9 protein-coding genes are annotated in these 20,153 nt (G+C 72.9%); 6 read left to right on the top strand and 3 right to left on the bottom strand.

All coding sequences use genetic code 11. From position 1 onward, the window contains the following. Nucleotides 1-84: 84 nt before the first annotated feature. Nucleotides 85-870, bottom strand: coding sequence for a dioxygenase family protein (locus ACWDRW_RS03680; protein ID WP_451719535.1), 786 nt, complete (start codon nucleotides 868-870; stop codon nucleotides 85-87). A gap of 135 nt (nucleotides 871-1,005) precedes the next feature. Between ACWDRW_RS03680 and ACWDRW_RS03675 the strand changes: the two genes are divergently transcribed. Beyond that, a complete protein-coding gene (locus tag ACWDRW_RS03675) occupies nucleotides 1,006-1,521 on the top strand; it encodes a MarR family winged helix-turn-helix transcriptional regulator (RefSeq protein WP_451719532.1) in 516 nt (171 codons plus the stop codon). 96 nt (nucleotides 1,522-1,617) lie between these two features. Here the strand turns inward: ACWDRW_RS03675 and ACWDRW_RS03670 are convergent, their stop codons facing one another. Both ACWDRW_RS03670 and ACWDRW_RS03665 read right to left on the bottom strand, forming a co-directional pair. Next, on the bottom strand, nucleotides 1,618-3,159 hold the full coding sequence (locus tag ACWDRW_RS03670) for an MFS transporter (RefSeq protein WP_451719529.1): 1,542 nt from the start codon (nucleotides 3,157-3,159) through the stop codon (nucleotides 1,618-1,620). A 75-nt stretch (nucleotides 3,160-3,234) separates the two neighbouring features. Next, the gene (locus ACWDRW_RS03665) at nucleotides 3,235-3,879 is read right to left on the bottom strand and encodes a TetR/AcrR family transcriptional regulator (protein ID WP_451719527.1); all 645 of its coding nucleotides are present in this window, start codon (nucleotides 3,877-3,879) and stop codon (nucleotides 3,235-3,237) included. Between the two features lie 268 nt (nucleotides 3,880-4,147). Here ACWDRW_RS03665 and ACWDRW_RS03660 point away from each other — a divergent pair, with 268 nt between their 5' ends. The 5 genes from ACWDRW_RS03660 to ACWDRW_RS03640 all read left to right on the top strand — a co-directional run bounded on the left by ACWDRW_RS03660 (nucleotide 4,148) and on the right by ACWDRW_RS03640 (nucleotide 20,146). Next, nucleotides 4,148-5,425: a M6 family metalloprotease domain-containing protein gene (locus ACWDRW_RS03660; RefSeq protein ID WP_451719524.1), complete on the top strand. Its 1,278-nt coding sequence runs from the start codon at nucleotides 4,148-4,150 to the stop codon at nucleotides 5,423-5,425. 103 nt (nucleotides 5,426-5,528) lie between these two features. Continuing rightward, the gene (locus ACWDRW_RS03655) at nucleotides 5,529-7,091 is read left to right on the top strand and encodes an IclR family transcriptional regulator domain-containing protein (protein ID WP_451719521.1); all 1,563 of its coding nucleotides are present in this window, start codon (nucleotides 5,529-5,531) and stop codon (nucleotides 7,089-7,091) included. Nucleotides 7,092-7,238: 147 nt separating this feature from the next. Next, nucleotides 7,239-8,519 carry an MFS transporter gene (locus tag ACWDRW_RS03650; protein ID WP_451719518.1) on the top strand — a complete coding sequence of 427 codons (1,281 nt, stop codon included), beginning with the start codon at nucleotides 7,239-7,241 and terminating at the stop codon, nucleotides 8,517-8,519. Next, nucleotides 8,497-19,143 (top strand): amino acid adenylation domain-containing protein, encoded by a 10,647-nt coding sequence (locus ACWDRW_RS03645; protein WP_451719516.1) that lies wholly within the window; start codon nucleotides 8,497-8,499, stop codon nucleotides 19,141-19,143. The genes ACWDRW_RS03650 and ACWDRW_RS03645 overlap by 23 nt, the downstream gene beginning before the upstream one ends. Then, a complete protein-coding gene (locus tag ACWDRW_RS03640) occupies nucleotides 19,136-20,146 on the top strand; it encodes a serine hydrolase domain-containing protein (protein WP_451719513.1) in 1,011 nt (336 codons plus the stop codon). The genes ACWDRW_RS03645 and ACWDRW_RS03640 overlap by 8 nt, the downstream gene beginning before the upstream one ends. The last annotated feature ends 7 nt before the right edge of the window (nucleotides 20,147-20,153 follow it).

Below are 20,153 nucleotides of genomic sequence, written 5' to 3'. Positions count from 1 at the left end.
AGGTTGCCGGGAGGGGCAACCTCACGGGAATCTCACAGGTACCCCACACGCGGTCTTTATGCCAGGTCACACGCGACGGCCGGCTCAGCCGAACTGCACCGACCGCTTCGCGAGCCCCATCCAGAACCCGTCGATCACGGACTTCTGCGCGTCCAGCTCGCCGCCCGCCTCCGCCGCGCCCATGGTCACGAACAGCGGGGCGAAGTGCTCGGTGCGCGGGTGGGCGTACCGGCCGGCCGGGGACTTGTGGAGGAAGTCCAGCAGCGCGTCCCAGTCCCGGCTCTCCAGGGCCCGGCGGCCCCAGTCGTCGAACTCGGCGGACCAGGCGGGGATGCCGCCCTGGCGGAGCGCGGCGAGGTTGTGGGTGAAGAAGCCGGAGCCGACGATCAGCACGCCCTCGTCGCGCAGCGGGGCCAGCTTCCGGCCGATCTCCATGAGCCGCACCGGGTCGAGGGTGGGCATGGAGATCTGCAGGACGGGGATGTCGGCGGCCGGGAACATCTCCACGAGCGGGACGTACGCGCCGTGGTCGAGCCCGCGGTCCGGGATGTCCTGGACGGGCACGCCGGGGGCGCGCAGCAGCTTGCGCACGGACTCGGCGAGTCCGGGGGCGCCGGGGGCGTCGTAGGTCACCTCGTAGTAGTGGCGCGGGAAGCCCCAGAAGTCGTGGACCAGCGGGACGGGCCGCACGGCGCCGAGCGCCAGCGGGGCCTCCTCCCAGTGGGCGGAGACCATGAGGATCGCCTTCGGGCGGGGCAGGCCGGCGGACCAGGCCGCGAGTTCGCCGGGCCAGACGGGGTCGTCGGCGAGGGGCGGGGCGCCGTGGCTGAGATAGAGAGCGGGCATGCGCTCCGGGGTTGCGGCGGTCATGACGGGCGGCTCCCTCTGACGCGATTCCCGGCCCCGGCGATCAGGACGGAGCGGGGTTACTTGAATTCTAAATCTCTACGTCAGAATAGGCTCCATTCGTTTAAGTTTCAAGGAGCCTACTCGTACAGTGGAGCCATGAACTCGGCATCCGCACCCGCATCCGCTGACCAGCCCCGCTGGCTCACCGACGAGGAACAGCGCGTCTGGCGCTCCTACCTCCAGGCCACGACCCTCCTGGAGGACCACCTGGACCGTCAGCTCCAGCGGGACGCGGGGATGCCGCACATCTACTACGGGCTGCTCGTCAAGCTCGCCGACTCCCCCCGGCGCCGGCTGCGGATGACCGAACTGGCGAGGTACGCGAAGATCACCCGCTCTCGCCTCTCCCACGCCGTCGCCCGACTGGAGAAGAACGGCTGGGTGCGCCGCGAGGACTGTCCCTCCGACAAGCGAGGCCAGTTCGCGGTGCTGACCGACGAGGGGCTCGCGGTGCTGGAGCGGACCGCGCCGGGCCATGTGACGGCCGTGCGGGGCGCGCTCTTCGACCGGCTCACCCCGGAACAGCAGAAGTCCCTCGGCGAGATCATGCGGATCGTCGCCGAGGGACTCGAGCCCGATGAAGCGGGTGCGGATCTGCCCTGGCTCCGCTGAGCCGCTCACTCACGCGGTGCCAGGGCAGATCCTGGGGTCGTACGTACGGGGCGTCCCCTTCCCCGCACGTACGGGTCCGTCCCGAAGAGGGGGTCGTCAGTGGGCGACGACCGGAACCGCCAGCTCCTCACCGGCGCCCTCTTCGGAGGAGGCCACCGGCGTGCTGCCGGGCTTGCCGGCGTTGACGAAGGTGAAGGCGATCAGCGCGGCGGCGAGCAGGATGCCGACGGCCGCCCAGATCGCGGTGGTGTAGCCCTCGACCATGCCCTCCAGCTGGACCAGCTGCTGCTGGGAGCGGGTGGCGGCACCGCCGATGTGGTCGGCGATGTAGGTGGTGGTGGCCGAGGCGGCGATCGTGTTCAGCAGCGCCGTACCGATGGCACCGCCCACCTGCTGGGAGACGTTGACCATCGCGGAGGCGACACCGGAGTCCTGCGGCTTGACGCCCATGGTGGCGAGGGACATCGCCGGCATGAACGCCGTACCCATGCCGAGACCGAGCAGCAGCATCGCGGGCAGCAGCAGGGCGGCGTAGGAGGAGTCGACCTCCAGCTGGGTCAGCATCAGCATGCCGACCGAGGCGACCAGGAAGCCGGGGCCCATCAGCAGGCGCGGGGCGACCCGGGTCATCAGGCGGGTGCCGATCTGGGTGGAGCCCGTGATCATGCCGACGATCATCGGCAGGAACGCGAAGCCCGTCTTGACCGGCGAGTAGCCCTGGACGATCTGCAGGTAGTAGGTCAGGAACAGGAACAGACCGAACATGCCGATGATGGCGAGGCCGAGCGAGAGGTAGATCCCGCCGCGGTTGCGGTCGGTGATCACGCGCAGCGGCAGCAGCGGGGCCTTGACCTTGGCCTCGGTGAGGACGAACGCCAGCAGCAGGACCGCGGAGGCGACGAACATGCCGACCGTCACCGCGTCGCCCCAGCCCTCGGACTCGGCGCGGGTGAAGCCGTAGACCAGCGCGACCAGACCCAGGGTGGAGAGCAGGACGCCGGGGATGTCGAGCGGGTTGCGGTTGCGGCCGCCCTCGGGCTCACGGATGACGAACCAGGCACCGGCCGCGGCGATCACCGCGAACGGGATGTTCACGAAGAAGGTCCAGCGCCAGTCCAGGTACTCGGTGAGGAAGCCGCCGAGGATCAGGCCGACGGCACCGCCGGCACCGGCGATGGCGCCGTAGATGCCGAACGCCTTGGCTCGCTCCTTGGCGTCCGTGAACATCACGGCGAGCAGGGAGAGCGCGGCGGGCGCGAGCAGGGCGCCGAAGACACCCTGGAGGGCGCGGGCGCCGAACATCATGGCCTCGTTGGTGGCGGCGCCACCGAGCGCGGAGGCCGCGGCGAAGCCGGCCAGACCGACGACGAAGGCGCGCTTACGGCCCCACAGGTCGGCGATGCGGCCGCCGAACAGGAGCAGTCCACCGAAGGCGAGGGCGTAGGCCGTGACGACCCACTGCCGGTTGCCGTCGGATATGCCCAGGTCCTGCTGGGCGGAGGGCAGCGCGATGTTCACGATGGTGGCGTCGAGGACCACCATCAGCTGGGCGAGCGCGATGAAGACGAGCGCCTTCCAGCGGTTGGAATCGGGGTTGGCATCCGGTACGGACGAAGCCTTGACGGCTGATTGAGACATGGAGGTACCCACTTCGGGACTTCGTGACGGAAAAAATCGTGGAGACGTGGACAGGTCGACGGGAGGCGCGATCGGTCAGGCTTGGCGGAGGTCCTCCAAGGTGACGGCGGCTCCCGGCAGTTCGGAGCGGGCCGGGGCCCGCAGTCCGTCCAGGAACAGCTGCAGGTGACGGTGGACGAAGCGGTCGGCGCTGAGGCAGCCCGTGCCGGCCGGGGGCCGGCTGAGCTGGGCGACGGCGACCATCAGGTCACCGACACCGACGTCCTCGCGGAGCTGCCCGGCCGCCCGGGCGCGCTCCATGACCATCGCGATGATCTGCTCGCTCCGCTCGCGCGCGGCCTCCAGATCCGGGTGGTTCTGGTCGAAGGTGCTGGAGATCATCGGGCACAGGGCACTGATCCGCTCGTCGGCGGCGGTGTGCACGAAGCGCTCCAGGGCCTCGAAGGCGTCGCCGTTCTGCGCGAGCGCGGCCTCGGCGGCGGCCACCGTGCGGTCCATGACCGAGCAGACGACCTCGCGGACGAGGGCGTCCCGGTCCGGGAAGTTCCGGTACACGGTGGCGTTGCCGACACCGGCGCGGCGGGCGATCTCGTCGAGCGGTACGTCCGGACCGTGCTCGACGAACATCTCCCGGGCGGCGGTGACGATCCGCTCCCGGTTGCGGAGGGCGTCGGCACGCGGCCGGGTCACCTTGCGCGGCACGGGGATCGCGGTCTGCACGGCGTCCTCCTCTGAGGCGTGAGTGGCTTGTGTAAGGCGTGTGACGGCGATCCGGGGAAGCTGTCCCCGTTTCGCGCGAACACTGGTCTAAACGGGGAGAGGGTCCCCGGTTATTTCCCGCCCGGGAAGAGATTTCCTGTGACCTGAGTCACAGCCTCTCCGGGTGCCCTGTTCGGGCTCTTCCAGCGCGCGCCCGCGCCCCCGTCGGCCGAGGGTGATCGCAAGGGTGCAGCCAGACCGGCGGCTGCCGTGGACGAAGGGCCCCTGCATGCAGCCGTCCAGCCGTCGGATACGCCCCCGCCGTGTCGCCGCCCTCGCCTCCGTGACCGCGCTGACCCTGGCGGTCAGCACCTCGGCGGGCTCCGGGCACCTCTCGGCGGGCGGGACGACGGCGAAGGCGGGACCGATCTCGCTGGCCCGCACCTCGGCGCTCGGCCCCTGCATGATCAGCGGGGGCCCGTCGGTGCAGATGTCCGAGGGCGTCCCCACCGCGAGCGGCTACTCCCGCTCCACCGGCACGGTCCGGGCGCTGACCCTGATGATCGACTTCTCCGACGCCCGCGGCCGGGGCAAGGCCATGGACCGCTACCGCGAGTTCTTCCCGCAGACCCGGGAGTGGTTCCGCACCAGCTCCTACGGCCGCCTCGACTACCGCGCGGAGACCCCGATCCGCGGCTGGCTGCGGATGCCGAAGTCGTTCGAGGAGTACGGCATAGAACGCGGCGCCCCCTTCGACCCCGGCTACCGCGGCCTCGTGCAGGACATCGTGGCCGTGGCCGACCCGAAGGTGGACTTCCGGCGCTACGACTTCCTGAACGTCCTGGTGACCCCCAACGCAGGCCCCTCCGCCCTGGACACGGTCCTGTCCGTCACCTTCGCCGGCAACACCGAGGCCCCGGTGGCCGACGGCGTTCCCGTCGCGAACGCCTCCTTCGTCTACTCCCGTCAGGACGACGGCTCCGGCACCTACGACCGCACCGGCTACCGCGTCCTCCCCCACGAGAACGGCCATGTCTTCGGACTGCCCGACCTCTACACCCAGGAGGGCGGGGGCGCGGTCGGGCACTGGGACATCATGAGCGAGGACTGGGGCGCCAACAACGACCTCCTCGGCTGGCACAAGTGGAAGCTGGGCTGGCTGGACCCGGCCCAGATCAGCTGCGCGACGGCGCCCGGGACGGCGGAGTACCGGCTGACCCCGCTGGCCCGCCCCGGCGGCCCCAAACTGGTCTTCGTCCCCCTGGACGGCCGTACCGGATACGCCGTCGAGCTGCGCACCCGCGAGGGCAACGACGAGACGGTGTGCCGGCCCGGGGTGCTGATCTACAAGGTCGACGCGGACGTGGACACCGGGCAGGGGCCGGTACAGGTGTACGACAGCCTCGGCGACAGTGGCGGCTGCACCCGCAGCCCGAACGTCCACGCGGAGCTGTCGGACGCGCCCTTCGCACCCGGGGAGGACTTCCAGGACCCGCGGCGGGGCATCCGGATCGCGGTGTCGGCGGAGCTGTCGGGGGACCACGTGGTACGGGTGACGCGGCGGTAGCCGCACTGCCCTCGCCCTCAGGGCGCCGCCCGTACCGCGGCTCACGCGGAGCCCGTCCGCCACTACCGTGGGGCCTGCCGTCACCCGCCGTACCGGAGACCCGATGCCCGCCCACACCCCGACCGACACGCCACCAGCCGAGGCGGTCGCGCCGCTGATCAGGGGGGTCAGCGTGCTGCGGGAGCTGACGGAGGCGGGCGGCACGGCGAGCGCGAGCGGACTGGAGCGGGCCACCGGCCTCGCCCGCTCCACGGTCGACCGGATCACCTCCACCCTCGCCCGCATGGGGTACGTCCGCCTCGACGGCCGGGATGTCGTGCTGACCCCCCGTCTGATGGACCTGGGCAACGCCTGCCTGGCCGCCCTGCGCCTGCCCTCGCTGCTGCGCGGGCCCGCGGACGCGCTCGCCGACGCGCTGGACGAGTCGGTCTCGCTGGCGGTCGCCGACCGCGACGGCATCCGCTTCATCCACCAGGCCACCCGGCGCCGGGCGATGTCCCTGAGCTTCCGCATCGGCGACCTGCTCCCGGCCGAACGCACCGCGCCGGGACCGCTGTTCGCCACGGAGTGGACGCAGGACGAGTGGCGGGCGTGGCGCGAACGCCGGGCGGCGGACCCGCACGACCGGGGCTTCCCGGCCGTACCCCCGAGGGAGCGGCCCGAGGACGACGAGGAGTTCGCGCGCCGGGTGACGGCGGCCCGGGAGCAGGGCTGGGCGGTGGACGACCAGTTGATCGAACCGGGTCTGGTGGCGCTGTCCGTCCCCGTCCGGGAACCCGGTACGGGCCGGATCGCCTGCGTCGCGAGCGTGGTGAGCCACACCAGCCGCCACTCGGCGGCGGACCTGCGCGAGACGCTGCTGCCACCGCTGCGGGCCGCCGTGGCGCGGATGGAGCGGGAGCTGCGCGAGGCGGCGGAGCCGGAGCCGTCGCCGCCGCCCTCGGGGCTCGCGGCCTGGACGGGCGCGTCGAAGCAGGAGCTGGGCCGGGACTTCGTGGAGTCGCTGGCCCGCGGTCTGACGGTGCTGACCGCCTTCGACGAGGGACGGGCGCGGCTGACGCTCACCGAGGTGGCCACCGCCACCGGGCTGGCCCGGGCGACGGCACGCCGGGCGCTGATCACGTACGAGCATCTGGGCCTGGTGCGACGCCTGCCGGACGACGACCGCGCGTTCGCGCTCACGCCCCGGGTGCTGTCCCTGGGCTTCCCGCCGCTCTCCCGCACCTCCCTGTCCCGGCTCGCGACCCCGCACCTGGCGGACCTGACCGCCCGGATCCAGGAATCGACGTCACTGGCGGTGCCCGCCGCGGGCGGGGCGGAGATCCAGTGCACGGCCGGGGTCACCGCGTCGCGCGTCATGAGCGTGCACATCGCGCCGGGCACCCGGCTGCCCGCCCGGCAGACGGCACAGGGCCGCGTCCTGCTGGAGAACGCGGGTCACGTCCTCCTCGACGACGAACACGAGCACGGGCTGCGCACCCTCGCCGTCCCCGTCCACGACCGGACGGGCCGGACCGTCGCCGCGGCGGCCGTGTCGATGCACGCGGCCCGGCACGCCCCCGAGGACTGCGAGGAGCACGTCCTCCCGGCGCTGCGGCGCACGGCGGACGCCATCGCGGCGGACCTGCGGGCCGCGTCCCGCTTCACCCACGTGCCCCTGTCCTGACCCCGCTCCGTCCGGGCTCCGTTTCTCGCTCCGTCCGGGCCGGACCACAGCGGCGGCGCACCACCACAGAGGCGCGGCGCATAACCGTATAGATCGCGCATAGAGGGCGAATAGATCCCGTATAGGGGCCCGTCCCACCGTCGACGCATGACCACGCCCCCCTCGACCGGTCCGCCCTCTCTGCGGCGGAACCGGGACTTCCTGCTGCTGTGGTCCGGTGCCGCCGTGTCCTTGCTGGGCACCAGGGTCGCGGGGGTCTCGTATCCGCTGATCGCGCTCTGGCACACCGACTCGCCGCTGGTGATGTCGGCGGTGTCGTTCGCCGCGCTCCTGCCCCTGCTGCTCGTGCAGCTCCCCGCCGGAGTCCTCGTCGACCGCTGGGACCGGCGGCGGCTGATGGCGGTCTGCGAGGGCGTACGGGCCGTGGCCCTCGGCAGCCTCGTCGTCACCCTGGCGCTCGGCGGGTTCTCCGCGGTCCAGCTGGCCGCCGTCGCGTTCCTGGAGACCGGCCTCGCGATCCTGTACCGGCTCGCCGAGCGCGGGGCCGTGCGCAACGTCGTCGACGCGAGCCAGCTGGCGACCGCCCTCTCCCGCAACGAGGCACGCGGACGCGCCGCGGTCCTGCTCGGCCAGCCCGGCGGCGTCCTCCTGCAGAGCGCGGCGCGCTGGGCGCCGTTCCTCTTCTCGGCGCTGGCCGGACTCGCCTCGCTGGGCAGCCTGCTGCTGATCCGCAAGGACTTCCAGCAGCGGCGCGGGACCCCGCCCAAGTCACTGCGCACCGAACTCGTCGAAGGGCTGCGCTGGCTGTGGCGGCAGCGTTTCCTGCGCACGGCACTCGTCTTCGTCGCCGTCAGCAACCTCCTCCTGCAGATCCTCCCGCTCGCGCTGTTCGTCCTGCTGAAGGAGGAGGGCCGGCCGCAGAGCGCCGTCGCCGTCATCGTCGCGGCGGGCGGGATCGGCGGCATCGTCGGCGCGCTGAGCGGCAACTGGTGGCAGCGCCGGATCAGCCTCCGCACCGTCCTGATCGGCGGGCTGTTCTGCTGGTCCGCGCTGATCAGCGCCATGGCCCTCGCCCGGGAGCCGGTCGTCCTCGGCGTCCTGTTCGCCGGGACGGGATGCGTCACCGGCGTCTTCAACGTCGCCGCCGCCGTGTACCAGGTCCGCACCACCCCCGACGCCCTCCAGGGCCGGGTCGCGGCCACCTCGCACCTCGTCGCCACCGGCGCCAACGTGCTCGGCGTCCTGCTCGCAGGCCTCGCCCTCTCCGCCTCCGGCACGGCCGTCGTGTTCCTGCTGATCGGCTGCGCCATGGCGGCCCTGGCCACGGCCGCGACGACCACCCCGGCACTGCGCGACGAAGACGCCGCCACGACCGAGAAGTTGACCGAGACAAGGGAGACCGATCATGGGCACGAGCGCACACGGTGACCGGGACGCCCTCCGCGCCGAGCTGCTGCGGCGCCGGCTCGCCGGAAAGGGCCGCGGCCGGCGCGGCGGGGACCCGGTCCGCGCCGACCGGGGCGGACCGCTGCGGCTGTCCCACGGCCAGCAGCAGATGTGGTTCCTGAACCGGCTGGAACCCGGCAGCCCCGAGTACCTGGTCCCGCTGGCCCTGCGGCTGCGGGGACCGCTCGACGTCCCGGCCCTCGCCCGGGCCTGGGACCGGTTCCTCGCCCGGCACGAGATCCTGCGCACCCGGTACGCCTGGCAGGATCCCGAACCCGTCCAGGTCATCGACCCGGTCCGCCCGGCGGAGCTCCCCGTCGAGGACGTCCTCGGGCTCTCCGAGGCGGACCTGCGGGAGCGGATCTCCCAGGACTTCCGTCGGCCCATCGACCTGGAGCGGGAATGGCCGGTCCGCGCCCGGCTCCTGCGCCGCTCGGCCGACGAGCACATCCTGATCGTGGTCGTCCACCACATCGCCTGCGACGCCTGGTCGACCCACCTGTTCGCGGAGGAGATCAGCGCGCTGTACACGGCAGGTCCCGGCGAAGGCCCGCGGCAGCTCCCCTTCCAGTACGCGGACTACGCGGCCTGGGAGCGCGAACGCCTCGCCGGGGACGTCGGGAAGCGCAATCTCGCCTACTGGCGACATCAGTTGGCCGGCCTGACCCCGCTCGCCCTCCCCACGGACCGGCCGCGTCCCGCCGTACGCGACCCCCGGGGCGCGTCGGTCGCCCGCGCGCTGCCGGCGGAACTCGCCGGCGCCGTACGCGATCTGGCCAAGCGGCACGACACGACCCCGTTCACCGTGCTGCTCGCCGCCTTCCAGGCGCTGCTGGCCCGGTACACCGGCGAGGACGACATCGCCGTGGGCACCCTGCTGTCGACCCGGAACCGCCCGGAATGGCAGCGCCTGTTCGGCTACGGCATCACCAGCCTCGTCCTGCGCGGCCGCCTCGACGGCGACCCGGCCTTCGACGAGTTGCTGTCCGCCACCCGCGGCACGGTGCTGGACGCCTTCGAGCACCAGGAGGTGTCGTTCCGCCATCTGGTCACGGAACTCGAACCGGACCGCGACCGCTCACGCACCCCGCTGTTCCAGGTGCTGTTCACCCTCCGCGAGGAGACGGTCGACGACTACCGGCTGCCCGGCGTGACGATGACCCGCGTCCCGCCCGCCGACCTCCCGGCCCGGTTCGATCTCTCCTTGGTGATGAACGAGGGCCGGGACGGCACCCTGACCGCCCACCTGGAGTACGCCACAGCCCTGTTCGACCGCGCGACGGCCGAGCGGATGCTGAGCCACTTCGTCCGCCTCCTCACCTCCGCCACCGCCCGGCCGGAGGTCCCCCTGTCCCGCCTGGACCTGCTCACCGAGGAGGAGCGCACGGCACTGCTGGAGGCAGCGGGGCCGCCCGGCGGGTCCCCCGTCACCCGACGCGTCCATGAGCTGTTCGAGGAGCAGGTACGCCGGGCGCCGCACGCCCCGGCCGTCTCGTACGGCGGACGGACGCTGTCGTACGGCGAGCTGAACGCCCGCGCCAACCGGATCGCCCACCTGCTGCGGGCCAAGGGCGTCGGCCCGGAGGACCTCGTCGGACTGTGCCTGGAGCGCGACATCGAGCTGATGCCGGCCCTGCTCGGCGTACTGAAGTCCGGCGCCGCCTACGTCCCCCTCGACCCGGCGAACCCGCCCGAGCGGCTGGCGTACATCGCTGCGGACACCGCGACCCCGTTGGTGCTGAGCACGTCCGCGCACTCCGGCGTCCTGGAGGGCGCGTACGACGGAGAACTCGTCCTGCTGGACCGGGACGCGGAGCTGATCGCCGCCCGGCCGGACACCGATCCGGGCGTCCCGGGCAGCCCCGAGAACCTGATCTACACGATCTACACGTCCGGTTCGACCGGGAAGCCCAAGGGGGTCGCGCTCACCCACGCCAACGTGGTGCGCCTGCTGCGGGAGGCGCGGCGCCCTCTCGCGTACGGCGACGGCGATGTGTGGTCGCTGTTCCACTCGTACGCCTTCGACGTGTCGGTCTTCGAGATGTGGGGTGCGCTGCTGCACGGCGGGCGGCTGGTCGTGGTGCCGTATCCGGTCACCCGCTCGCCGGAGGAGTTCCTCGACCTGCTTGCGGCGGAGAGGGTGACCGTCCTCAGCCAGACGCCGTCCGCCTTCCGCGGCTTGGCCGCGAGCGCCGGGGAGCGTGAACTCGCCCTGCGGGCCGTGCTGTTCGCTGGAGAGCGGCTCGACGTCCGCGAGCTGGAGCCCTGGACCTCACGGCGCGGCCTGGAGCGCGTCGCCCTGGTGAACCTGTACGGAATCACCGAGACCACCGTCCACACCACCTGCCACCGGCTGGCCGAGGAGGACCTCGCGCCCGGAGCGGGCAGTGTCGTCGGCCGCCCGCTCGACGATCTCCGCGTCCATCTGCTGGACCGGCACGGCCGGTTGGTGCCGGTCGGGGTGCCGGGCGAGATCCACGTCGGCGGCCCGGGCGTGGCCCGCGGCTATCTGCACCGCCCCGAGCTGACCGCCGAGCGTTTCGTGCCGGACCCGTTCGGCCCCGCGGGCTCCCGGCTGTACCGCAGCGGTGACCTGGCCCGGCGGCTCCCGGACGGGCGACTGGAGTTCCTCGGCCGGATCGACGACCAGGTCAAGATCCGCGGCTTCCGCGTCGAACTCGGCGAGATCGAAGCCGCGTTGGGTACCCACCCCGGTCTGCGCGACGCCGTCGTCGTGGTCCGCGAGGAACAGCTCGTGGCCTACGTCCTTCCCGCTGGCGAGGCGCCGGGACCGGCCGAGCTGCGGGCGCACCTGGCGGCCTCGCTGCCGCAGTACATGGTCCCCGCGGCCTTCGTCGCCCTGGACCGGCTCCCGCTGACCACCAACGGCAAGCTCGACAAGCGCGCCCTGCCCGCGCCCGGCCGTGAGGACCTGGGCGGAGACCGGGCACACACCGCCGCCCGCACCCCCGTCGAGGAGCGGGTCGCCGAGGTCTGGCGGGAGGTGCTGGGCCTTGACCGGGTGAGCGTCGAGGACGGCTTCTTCGACCTCGGCGGCGACTCCATCCGGGCGGTGGCCCTCGTCGGCGCCCTGCGGGCCGCCGGGTTCGACGTCGCCGTACGGGACGTCTTCGACCACCGCACGGTCGCCGGTCTCGCCGAGGTCGTGGCGGGGCGGGGCCAGGCCGTCGTACAGGAGGCGGTGCGGCCGTTCGAGCTGCTGGCCGACGCGGACCGGGAGCTGCTGCCGGCCGGGCTCGCCGACGCCTATCCGATGGCGCAGACGCAGATCGGCATGGTCGTCGACATGCTCGCCCACGACCGGCACAGCAACTACCAGAACGTCGCCTCCACCCGGATGCGCGACGAGGTCCCCTTCGACCTCGACGCCCTGCGCGCGGCCGCCGCCGTGGTCGTCGAACGGCACGACGTACTGCGCACCTCCTTCGACCTCAAGTCCTGCTCCGTGCCAGTGCAGTTGGTGCATCAGACGGCGACGATCCCGACGGCCGTACGGGATCTGCGCGGCCTCGGCACCGAGGAGGTGCGGCACGATCTCGACGCCTTCCACGCCGAGGAGAAGGCCCGTCTGTTCGACCTGTCCGAGCCCCCGCTGTTCCGGCTGACGGCCCATCTGGTGGACGACGGCTGGTGGCTGTCGGTGACCGAGTTCCACGGCATCGTGGAGGGCTGGAGCTACCACTCCCTGGTCCAGGAACTCCTCTCCTGCTACCGGCGGTTGTGCCAGGGCCTGCCGCTGCCGCCGTACCCGCCGCCCGGTGTCAGGTTCGCCGACTCCGTCGCCGGGGAGCTGCGCGCCCTGGCGTCCGCGGAGGACCGCGCCTACTGGGCCCGGACGATCGACGGGCCGCGGAAGTTCTCCCTCCCCGAGAGCTGGGGCGAGAAGGACGGGCCCGCCGAGCACTTCTGGGTGTCCGTGCCCTTCGACGACCTGGAGGACGGGCTGCGCGCGCTGGCCGCCCGGGCCGGTGCCTCGCTCAAGAGCGTGCTGGTCGCCGCGCACGGCAAGGTGCTGAGCCTGCTCACCCCGCAAACGGAGTTCACCAGCGGTGTCGTGGTGCACACCAGGCCGGAGGCGGTGGACGCCGACCGGATCTACGGCATGCACCTCAACACCGTGCCGTTCGCCTACGACCGGACGGCCCGCACCTGGCGCGACCTCGTGGCGCGGTCCTTCGCCCGGGAGGCCGAACTGTGGCCGCACCGGCGCTTCCCCATGCCGGAGATGCAGCGCATGGCGGGCGGCCGACGGCTGGTGGACGTGCTGCTCAACCATGTGGACTTCGACCGTCTGGAGAGCGACGCGGTCGACCTGGACTCCGTGCTGGCTCCGGGAACCACGGAGTTCGACCTCGCCGTCACCACGATCTCCCGGCGCATCGGCCTGAAGACCAACACCCGCGCCCTGAGCCGCCCCAACGCGGCCCGGCTGGCGGCGCTGTACCGGTCGGTGCTGGAGGCGATGGCGGCGGATCCGGAGGGCTCGGCCCGGGAGTCCCATCTCCCCGAGCCGGAACTTCGGCGTCAGCTGGTGGAGTGGAACTCCACGGCGTCCGAGGCCCCTACGGCGTCGGTGCTGGAGCAGTTCGAGGCGCAGGCCGCGAGGACTCCGGAGGCGGGGGCGGTACGCGCCGGGGACCACACGCTCTCCTACGGCGAGCTGGACGCCGAGGCCGAACGGATCGCGCACCGGCTGCGCGGCCGTGGAGTGGGCCCCGAGTCGCGGGTCGCCGTACTGCTCGACCGGGGTCCGGAGCTGGTGGCCGCGCTGCTGGGAGTGTGGAAGGCGGGCGCGGCCTATGTGCCGGTGGATCCGTCGTACCCGGCCGAGCGGGTGGCGGCGATCGTCGAGGTGTCCGGGGCGGAGGTGCTGCTGGACGAAGGGGGGCTCCTGAACAATGGAGGGCTCCTGAACGAAGGAGGGCTCCTGGACGAAGGCGCCCGGTCCGCAGCCGACGTCCCCGCCCCACCGCCGCCCCCCGTCGACGCCCTGGACCGGCCGGCCTATGTGATCTTCACCTCCGGATCGACCGGTACGCCGAAGGGCGTCGAGGTCACCCACCGGGGTCTGGCCAACCATGTCGGCTGGGCCGCGCGCGAGTTGGCGTCGAACGGCACCGGCGGCGCGCCCCTGTTCTCCTCGGTGGCGTTCGACCTGGTCGTCCCCAACCTGTGGGCGCCGCTGGTGACGGGACAGGCCGTGCACACGGTCTCCCAGCGGGTCGATCTCGCCGATCTGGGCGGCCGGCTGTCGGCGGGGGCGCCGTACAGCTTCGTCAAGCTCACCCCCGGTCACCTGGACGTGCTCGCCCACCAGCTCACCCCGGCCGAGGCCGCCGCGCTCGCCCCGGTCCTCGTCGTAGCGGGCGAGGCGTTCACCCGGACGACGCTGCTGCGCTGGCGCGCCCTCGCCCCGAAGACCCGGCTGATCAACGAGTACGGCCCCACCGAGGCGTCCGTCGGCACCTGCGTCCATGAGGTACCGGCCGAACCCGAGGAGGAGATCCTGCCGATCGGCAGGCCGCTGCCGGGTATGACGATGTACGTCCTCGACGGCTCGCTCCAGCCGGTACCGGCAGGCGTGCCGGGCGAGCTGTACGTCGGCGGCACGGGTGTGGCCCGCGGCTACGCGAACCGCCCCGACCTGACCGCCGAGCGGTTCCTGCCCGACCCCTACTCCGCCGAACCCGGCGCCCGTCTCTACCGCACCGGTGACCTGGTGCGGCAACGCGCGGACGGAATCACGGAGTTCCTCGGCCGGCTCGACGACCAGGTCAAGATCCGCGGCTTCCGGGTCGAGCCCGGCGAGGTCCAGGCCGTCCTGGCCGCCCACCCCGCCGTCCGCCAGGCCTTCGTGACGGCCGTCGACGGCGAACTCGCCGCGTACTGCGTCCCGGAGACGGTCGTGGCCGACGCCCTGCGCCGCCACCTGGCGGACCGCCTGCCCGACTACATGGTCCCGGCCACCTTCACCGCCCTGAAGGCGCTCCCCCTCAACGCCAACGGCAAGATCGACCGCGCGGCCCTGCCCTCTCCCTCCACGTCCGGCGCGGACACCTTCCTCGCCCCCCGCCCCGGCACCGAGGAGCGGATCGCCGCAGCCTGGCGCAGGGTCCTGGAGTGCGAACGCGTCGGCGCCGAGGACAGCTTCTTCGATCTCGGCGGCGACTCGATCCGTGCCGTCGCCCTCGTCGGCGCCCTGCGCGCGAGCGGGTTCGACCTCGACGTACGGGATGTCTTCGACTGCCGTACGGTCGCCGCTCTCGCCGCCCTCGTGGCGGACCGGGCACCGGCGGTCGCCACCGCCCTGGTGGAGCCGTTCGAGCTGCTCACCGCCGAGGACCGGGGGCGGCTGCCGGACAGCCTGGTCGACGCCTACCCGATGTCACAGACGCAGACCGGCATGGTCGTGGAGATGCTGGCCGACGAACGGCTGCGCCGCTACCACAGCGTGACGTCGTTCCGGATCCGCGACGAGGTGCCCTTCGACCCGGCCGCCCTGGTCGCCGCGGCCCGCACGGTCGCCGCGCGGCACGAGGCGCTGCGCACCTCCTTCGACCTCGACTCCTGCTCGGTGCCGGTGCAGTTGGTGCACCCGGCCGCCGAGATCCCGCTGTCCGTGCACGACGTCACCGGCCGGGACGTCCAGCAGGCCCTGCGCGCCTTCCAGGCCGAGGAGCGAGCCCGGCCGTTCGACCTGTCCGCCCCGCCCCTGCTCCGGCTGGCCGCGCATCCGGAGGGCGACGGGGCCTGGTGGCTGTCAATGGTCCGCTGCCACGCGATCACCGAGGGCTGGAGCCACTACAACCTCCTGATGGAGCTGCTGGAGTGCTACCGGCGGTTCCGCGACGGCGAGAGCGTGGCACCGTCCGACGAACCGGAGCTGCGGTACGCCGACTTCGTCGCGGCCGAGCTGAGGGCCCTGGCGAGCGAGGAGGACCGCGCCTACTGGTCCGGGATCGTCGAGGAGCACCCCCCGTTCGCACTGCCGGACGGCTGGGGAGGAACTCCCGGGTCCTCGGACGACAGCCAGGTCAGGCTACGGGTCCCGATCGGCGACCTGGAGTCCGGACTGCGCGCCCTCGCGAGCGGGGCCAGGGCCTCGCTCAAGAGCGTGCTGCTCGCCGCGCATCTGAAGGTGCTCGGCGCGCTCACCGGCGACCGGTCCTTCACCACCGGTCTCGTCTGCGACGCCCGGCCGGAGGCGGTCGGCGCGGACCGGGTGCACGGCATGTACCTCAACACCGTGCCCTTCGCGCACGACCGCCGCCGGGCGGACGGCAGCTGGCGGGACCTCGTACGGTCGGCCTTCGACCGCGAGGTCGAGCTGTGGCCCCACCGCCGCTTCCCGATGCCGGAGATGCAGCGCATGGCGGGCGGTGGGCGGCTCGTCACCGTGTCGTTCAACTACCTCGACTTCCGCCAGGTCGACCAGGAACTCGTGGACGTGGCACCCACGCTCGCCGAGGGCGGCACCGAGTTCGACCTCGCCGTGACGACCCTGGCCGGGCACCTCGGCCTCAGCAGCCGTACGGGCGTCCTGAGCGAGACCGCCCTGGGGCGGATCGGGGCGATGTACCGGCGGGTGCTCGAAGCGATGGCGGCCGACGCGGACGGGGACGCGGGGGCGGAACTGTTCCTGTCCGAGGAGGAGCGGTCGCTGCTGGAGGAACTCGGCAGCCCTGTTCGGGCGGAAGGCCCCCGACCCCTCCTCCCCGAACTGTTCGAGGAACAGGCCGCCCGCACCCCCGACGCCCCGGCCCTCGTCCACGGCGCGACCACGGTGTCGTACGCGCAGCTGGAGACCCGCGCCAACCGCCTCGCGCACCTGCTGCGGGCCCGGGGCGTGGGCGCCGGGTCCACCGTGGGCGTGCTCCTGGACCGCGGACCGGACCTGGTGGCGGGCCTGCTCGGGGTGTGGAAGGCGGGCGGGGCGTACCTGCCGCTGGATCCGGCCTCGCCTCCGGACCGGCTGCGGTTCATGGTCGCGGACGCGGACGCGCGGACCGTTCTGACCCGGCGCGAGAGCGCCCCCCGCGGTTTCGACCACCCCGGGGCGCTGTTCCTGGAGGACGCCCCCCTGGACGCCGGTCCGGCCACGGCGCCCGCCCGGCAGACCGACGCCGAGCAACTGGCGTACGTCATCCACACCTCGGGCTCCACCGGCCGGCCGAAGGGTGTCCAGATCACCCACGGCGGCCTCGCGCACCGGGTCTCCTGGGCGCTGACCGCGCAGGGCCTCGGTCCCGCCGACCGCGTGCTGCACAAGACGTCGATCGGCTTCGACGCGGCCGGGTGGGAACTGTTCGCCCCGCTGATCAGCGGAGGCACGGTGGTGCTCGCTGCGGCCGGGGCGGAACGCGACCCGGCGGCGCTGCTGCGCTCGGTCGCCGACCACCGGGTGACGGTCCTGCAGGTGGTGCCGTCGGTGCTGCGCCTGCTGGCGGAGACGGAGGGCTGGGACGGGTGTGACTCGCTGCGGCTGCTGTGCTCGGCGGGCGAGCAGCTCGACGGTGAACTGGCCACTCGCGTCCGGGCGTTGTGCCCTTCGGTGGAGCTGTGGAACACCTACGGCCCCACCGAGTGCACCATCGACGCGACCGCCCATCGGGTCCCGGCCGGCCCCCTCACCGGCCCCGTGCCGATCGGCCGGCCCCTCCCGCACGCCGGTGCCCGGGTCCTGGACGCCGGTCTGCGCAGGGTCCTGCCCGGCGTGACCGGTGAGCTCTACGTCGCGGGCGTCGGTCTCGCGCGCGGCTACGCGGGCCGCCCCGACCTGACCGCCGAGCGCTTCGTCCCCGATCCGTACGGCCCGCCCGGCGCCCGCCTCTACCGGACCGGTGACCTGGCCCGGGTGCTGCCGGACGGCACGCTCCGGTACGCCGGGCGGACGGACGACGAGGTCAAGATCAACGGGGTGCGGGTGGCCCCGGCGGAGACCAGGGCCGCGCTGCTCGCCGTACCCGGTGTACGGGACGCGCTCGTACTGCCGTGGCGGGACGGCCAGGGCGAACAGCGCCTGGTGGCCTACGTGGTGGCCGACGACGCCGAGCCGGCCCGGCTGCGCCGACAGCTCTCCGGCACCCTGCCCGCGGCCCTCGTCCCCCACTTCCTCGTCCCGCTCGACCGGATCCCGCTCACCGTGAACGGCAAGCCGGACCGGACCGCACTCCCCGCGCCCGAACCGGCCGAGGATCCGGCGGGCCCGGACCCGAGCACCCCCGTCGAACGGGCGCTCGCCGAGATCTGGTCCGAGGTGCTGGGCCTGGAACGGGTGAGCGCGCACGACAACTTCTTCGACTACGGCGGGGACTCCCTGATGGTCATCAGGGTGATCGGCGCGGCACGACGGCGTGGTCTGCCGCTGACCCTGCGGATGTTGTACGAGTACGACACCCTGGCCGCCCTGGCCGAGGCCGTCGACTCGCTGAGGGAAGGACAGGGCATGACGACCGACGTACGACCGGCGCCCGAGCCGCTCCGGGCCGTCCTCCTGCCGCCGGACTTCCGGCGGGAGCTGGAGGAGGTCATGGCGGCCCACCGCGTACCCGGGGTGAGCATCGCCCTGCTGCGCGGTGGCGAGGTGGTGACCCTGGAGGGCTACGGCGTGACGGCGGCCGACCGCCCCGAGCCGGTCACCCCGCACACCGCCTTCCAGGTGGCCTCGGTGAGCAAGCACGTCACGATGCTGGCCGTGCTCCAGCTCGTCGGCGACGAAGTGCTCAACCTGGACGCCGACATCAACCGCTACCTCACCACGTGGCAGGTCCCGGACGGCGCCCGGATCACCCTGCGCGAGCTGATCAGCCACCAGTCGGGGCTCAGCCATGTCGCCCCGACCAACTTCCTGCCCACCGAGCCCATGCCGTCGATCCCCGAGATCCTGCACGGCCGCCCGCCCGCCACCAACGCGCCGGTGCGGGCCGAGCATCCGGCGGGCACCGTCTTCAAGAAGACGAACATCAACTTCTCGGTGCTGGAGCAACTGCTCCTCGACGTCACCGGCGAGCCGTTCGGGGCGATGATGCGGCGCCTGGTCCTCGAACCGCTGTCCATGACCGACAGCACCTTCGACCAGGACCACCCCGCCGTCGCCCCGGCCCCGGTGGCGGTCGGCCACGATCCGGACGGCGCCCCGGTCCCGGGCCGCTGGCGGGTCCGCAACGAGGTCGCGGCCGGCGGGCTGTGGGCGAGCGCGGCGGACCTCGCCAAGGTGGCGCTGGAGATCCGCCGCGCGTGGCGGGGCGAACCCGGCACCCTGATCAGCCGCCCACTGGCGCAGCAGATGCTGACCATGTGGCATCCCGGCGGCTTCTACGGCCTCGGCACCGTTGTCGACACCAGCACCGGCGAGGTGGAGTACGGGCACGGCGGCCGTACCGTCGGCTTCAGGGTGGGCACCTTCACCCGGGTGGACAGCGGCGAGGGCCTGATCGTGCTGACCAACTCCGAGAACGGCAAGCGGGTCAACACCTTCGTCGCGGACACCGTCCGGCGGGCGGGGGGCTTCGGCAAGGGCGAGATGATCACCACGTGGGCGCATACGGAGGACGAGCCGGTCGAGCGGGTGGCGTCCGGTGACTGAGGCACTCGAACAGGCGGTGGGCCACCGCCCGGACGACGAGGCCACGGCCGTGATCCTGCGGGCCGAGGGTCCCCGGGGCCCCTGGTCGACGGCATCGGGAGTCGCCGACACCGCCACCGGCGAACCGGCCGGCCCCGACCACAGGTTCCGTGTCGGCGGGGTGACCAAGACGTTCGTGGCGGCGGTCGCGCTGTCGCTCGTCGACGAGGGTCTGATCGCCCCCGACGAACCGGTCGAGGCCCACCTGCCCGGCCTGCTCCAGGCACCGGTGACCGTACGACAGCTCCTCGACCACACCAGCGGCCTGGCCGACGACAGCGACGTCCGCTACAACGACACCCCGTGGTTCCTGAGCCACCGTCTGGACACCTTCACCCCCGCCCAGCTGATCGACCTCCCCCTGCGGGAGCCGATCGGCTTCCCCCCGGGCACCCGGCAGCAGATCACCCGCGCCAACTACGTGGTGGCCGGGATGCTGATCGAACAGCTCACGGGACGCTCGTACGCGCGGGAGGTGGAGGACCGGATCCTGCGCCCGCTGAACCTGACGTCGACCACCCTGCCGGGCACCGACCCCACGATGCCCGCCCCGCACATCAAGGGGTACGAGAACGGCGTCGACGTCACCGAACAGAGCCCGACGATCCACGGCGCCGCGGGCGAGATGATCTCGACCGTCCCCGACCTGGACCGCTTCCTGACGGCCCTGTTCGGCGGCGAGCTCCTCACCGAGAAGAGCCTCGCCCACATGTTCCGGGTGCCGGACGTCCCGTACGTCAGGGGCGGCCGGGCCTTCTGCGGCGCCGGCCTGGACAGCATGGTCCTGCCCGGCGGCACCACGGCGTGGGGCATGGCGGGCGTCGTCCACGGCTACCTCAGCGGCCTGGGCGCCACCCGGGACCTGGAACGCCGGGTCGTCTACATGATGAGCCCCCGCACCCGGGGAACGATGCGGGTACCCCCCACGGTCCAGTCCTTCCTGACCGCGGCCCTCACCCCGTAGCGGAGCG

The sequence above is a fragment of the Streptomyces sp. NPDC003635 genome (genome assembly GCF_053587635.1).
This window is presented reverse-complemented; position numbering and strand designations above follow the sequence as displayed.

What these genes read in the sequence shown, in the direction of transcription:
- ACWDRW_RS03675 (WP_451719532.1), top strand. Translation starts at nt 1,006, where the DNA reads ATGAACTCGGCATCCGCACCCGCATCCGCTGACCAGCCCCGCTGGCTC.
- ACWDRW_RS03645 (WP_451719516.1), top strand. Translation starts at nt 8,497, where the DNA reads ATGGGCACGAGCGCACACGGTGACCGGGACGCCCTCCGCGCCGAGCTG.
- ACWDRW_RS03650 (WP_451719518.1), top strand. Translation starts at nt 7,239, where the DNA reads ATGACCACGCCCCCCTCGACCGGTCCGCCCTCTCTGCGGCGGAACCGG.
- ACWDRW_RS03655 (WP_451719521.1), top strand. Translation starts at nt 5,529, where the DNA reads ATGCCCGCCCACACCCCGACCGACACGCCACCAGCCGAGGCGGTCGCG.
- ACWDRW_RS03670 (WP_451719529.1), bottom strand. Translation starts at nt 3,159, where the DNA reads ATGTCTCAATCAGCCGTCAAGGCTTCGTCCGTACCGGATGCCAACCCC.
- ACWDRW_RS03660 (WP_451719524.1), top strand. Translation starts at nt 4,148, where the DNA reads ATGCAGCCGTCCAGCCGTCGGATACGCCCCCGCCGTGTCGCCGCCCTC.
- ACWDRW_RS03680 (WP_451719535.1), bottom strand. Translation starts at nt 870, where the DNA reads ATGACCGCCGCAACCCCGGAGCGCATGCCCGCTCTCTATCTCAGCCAC.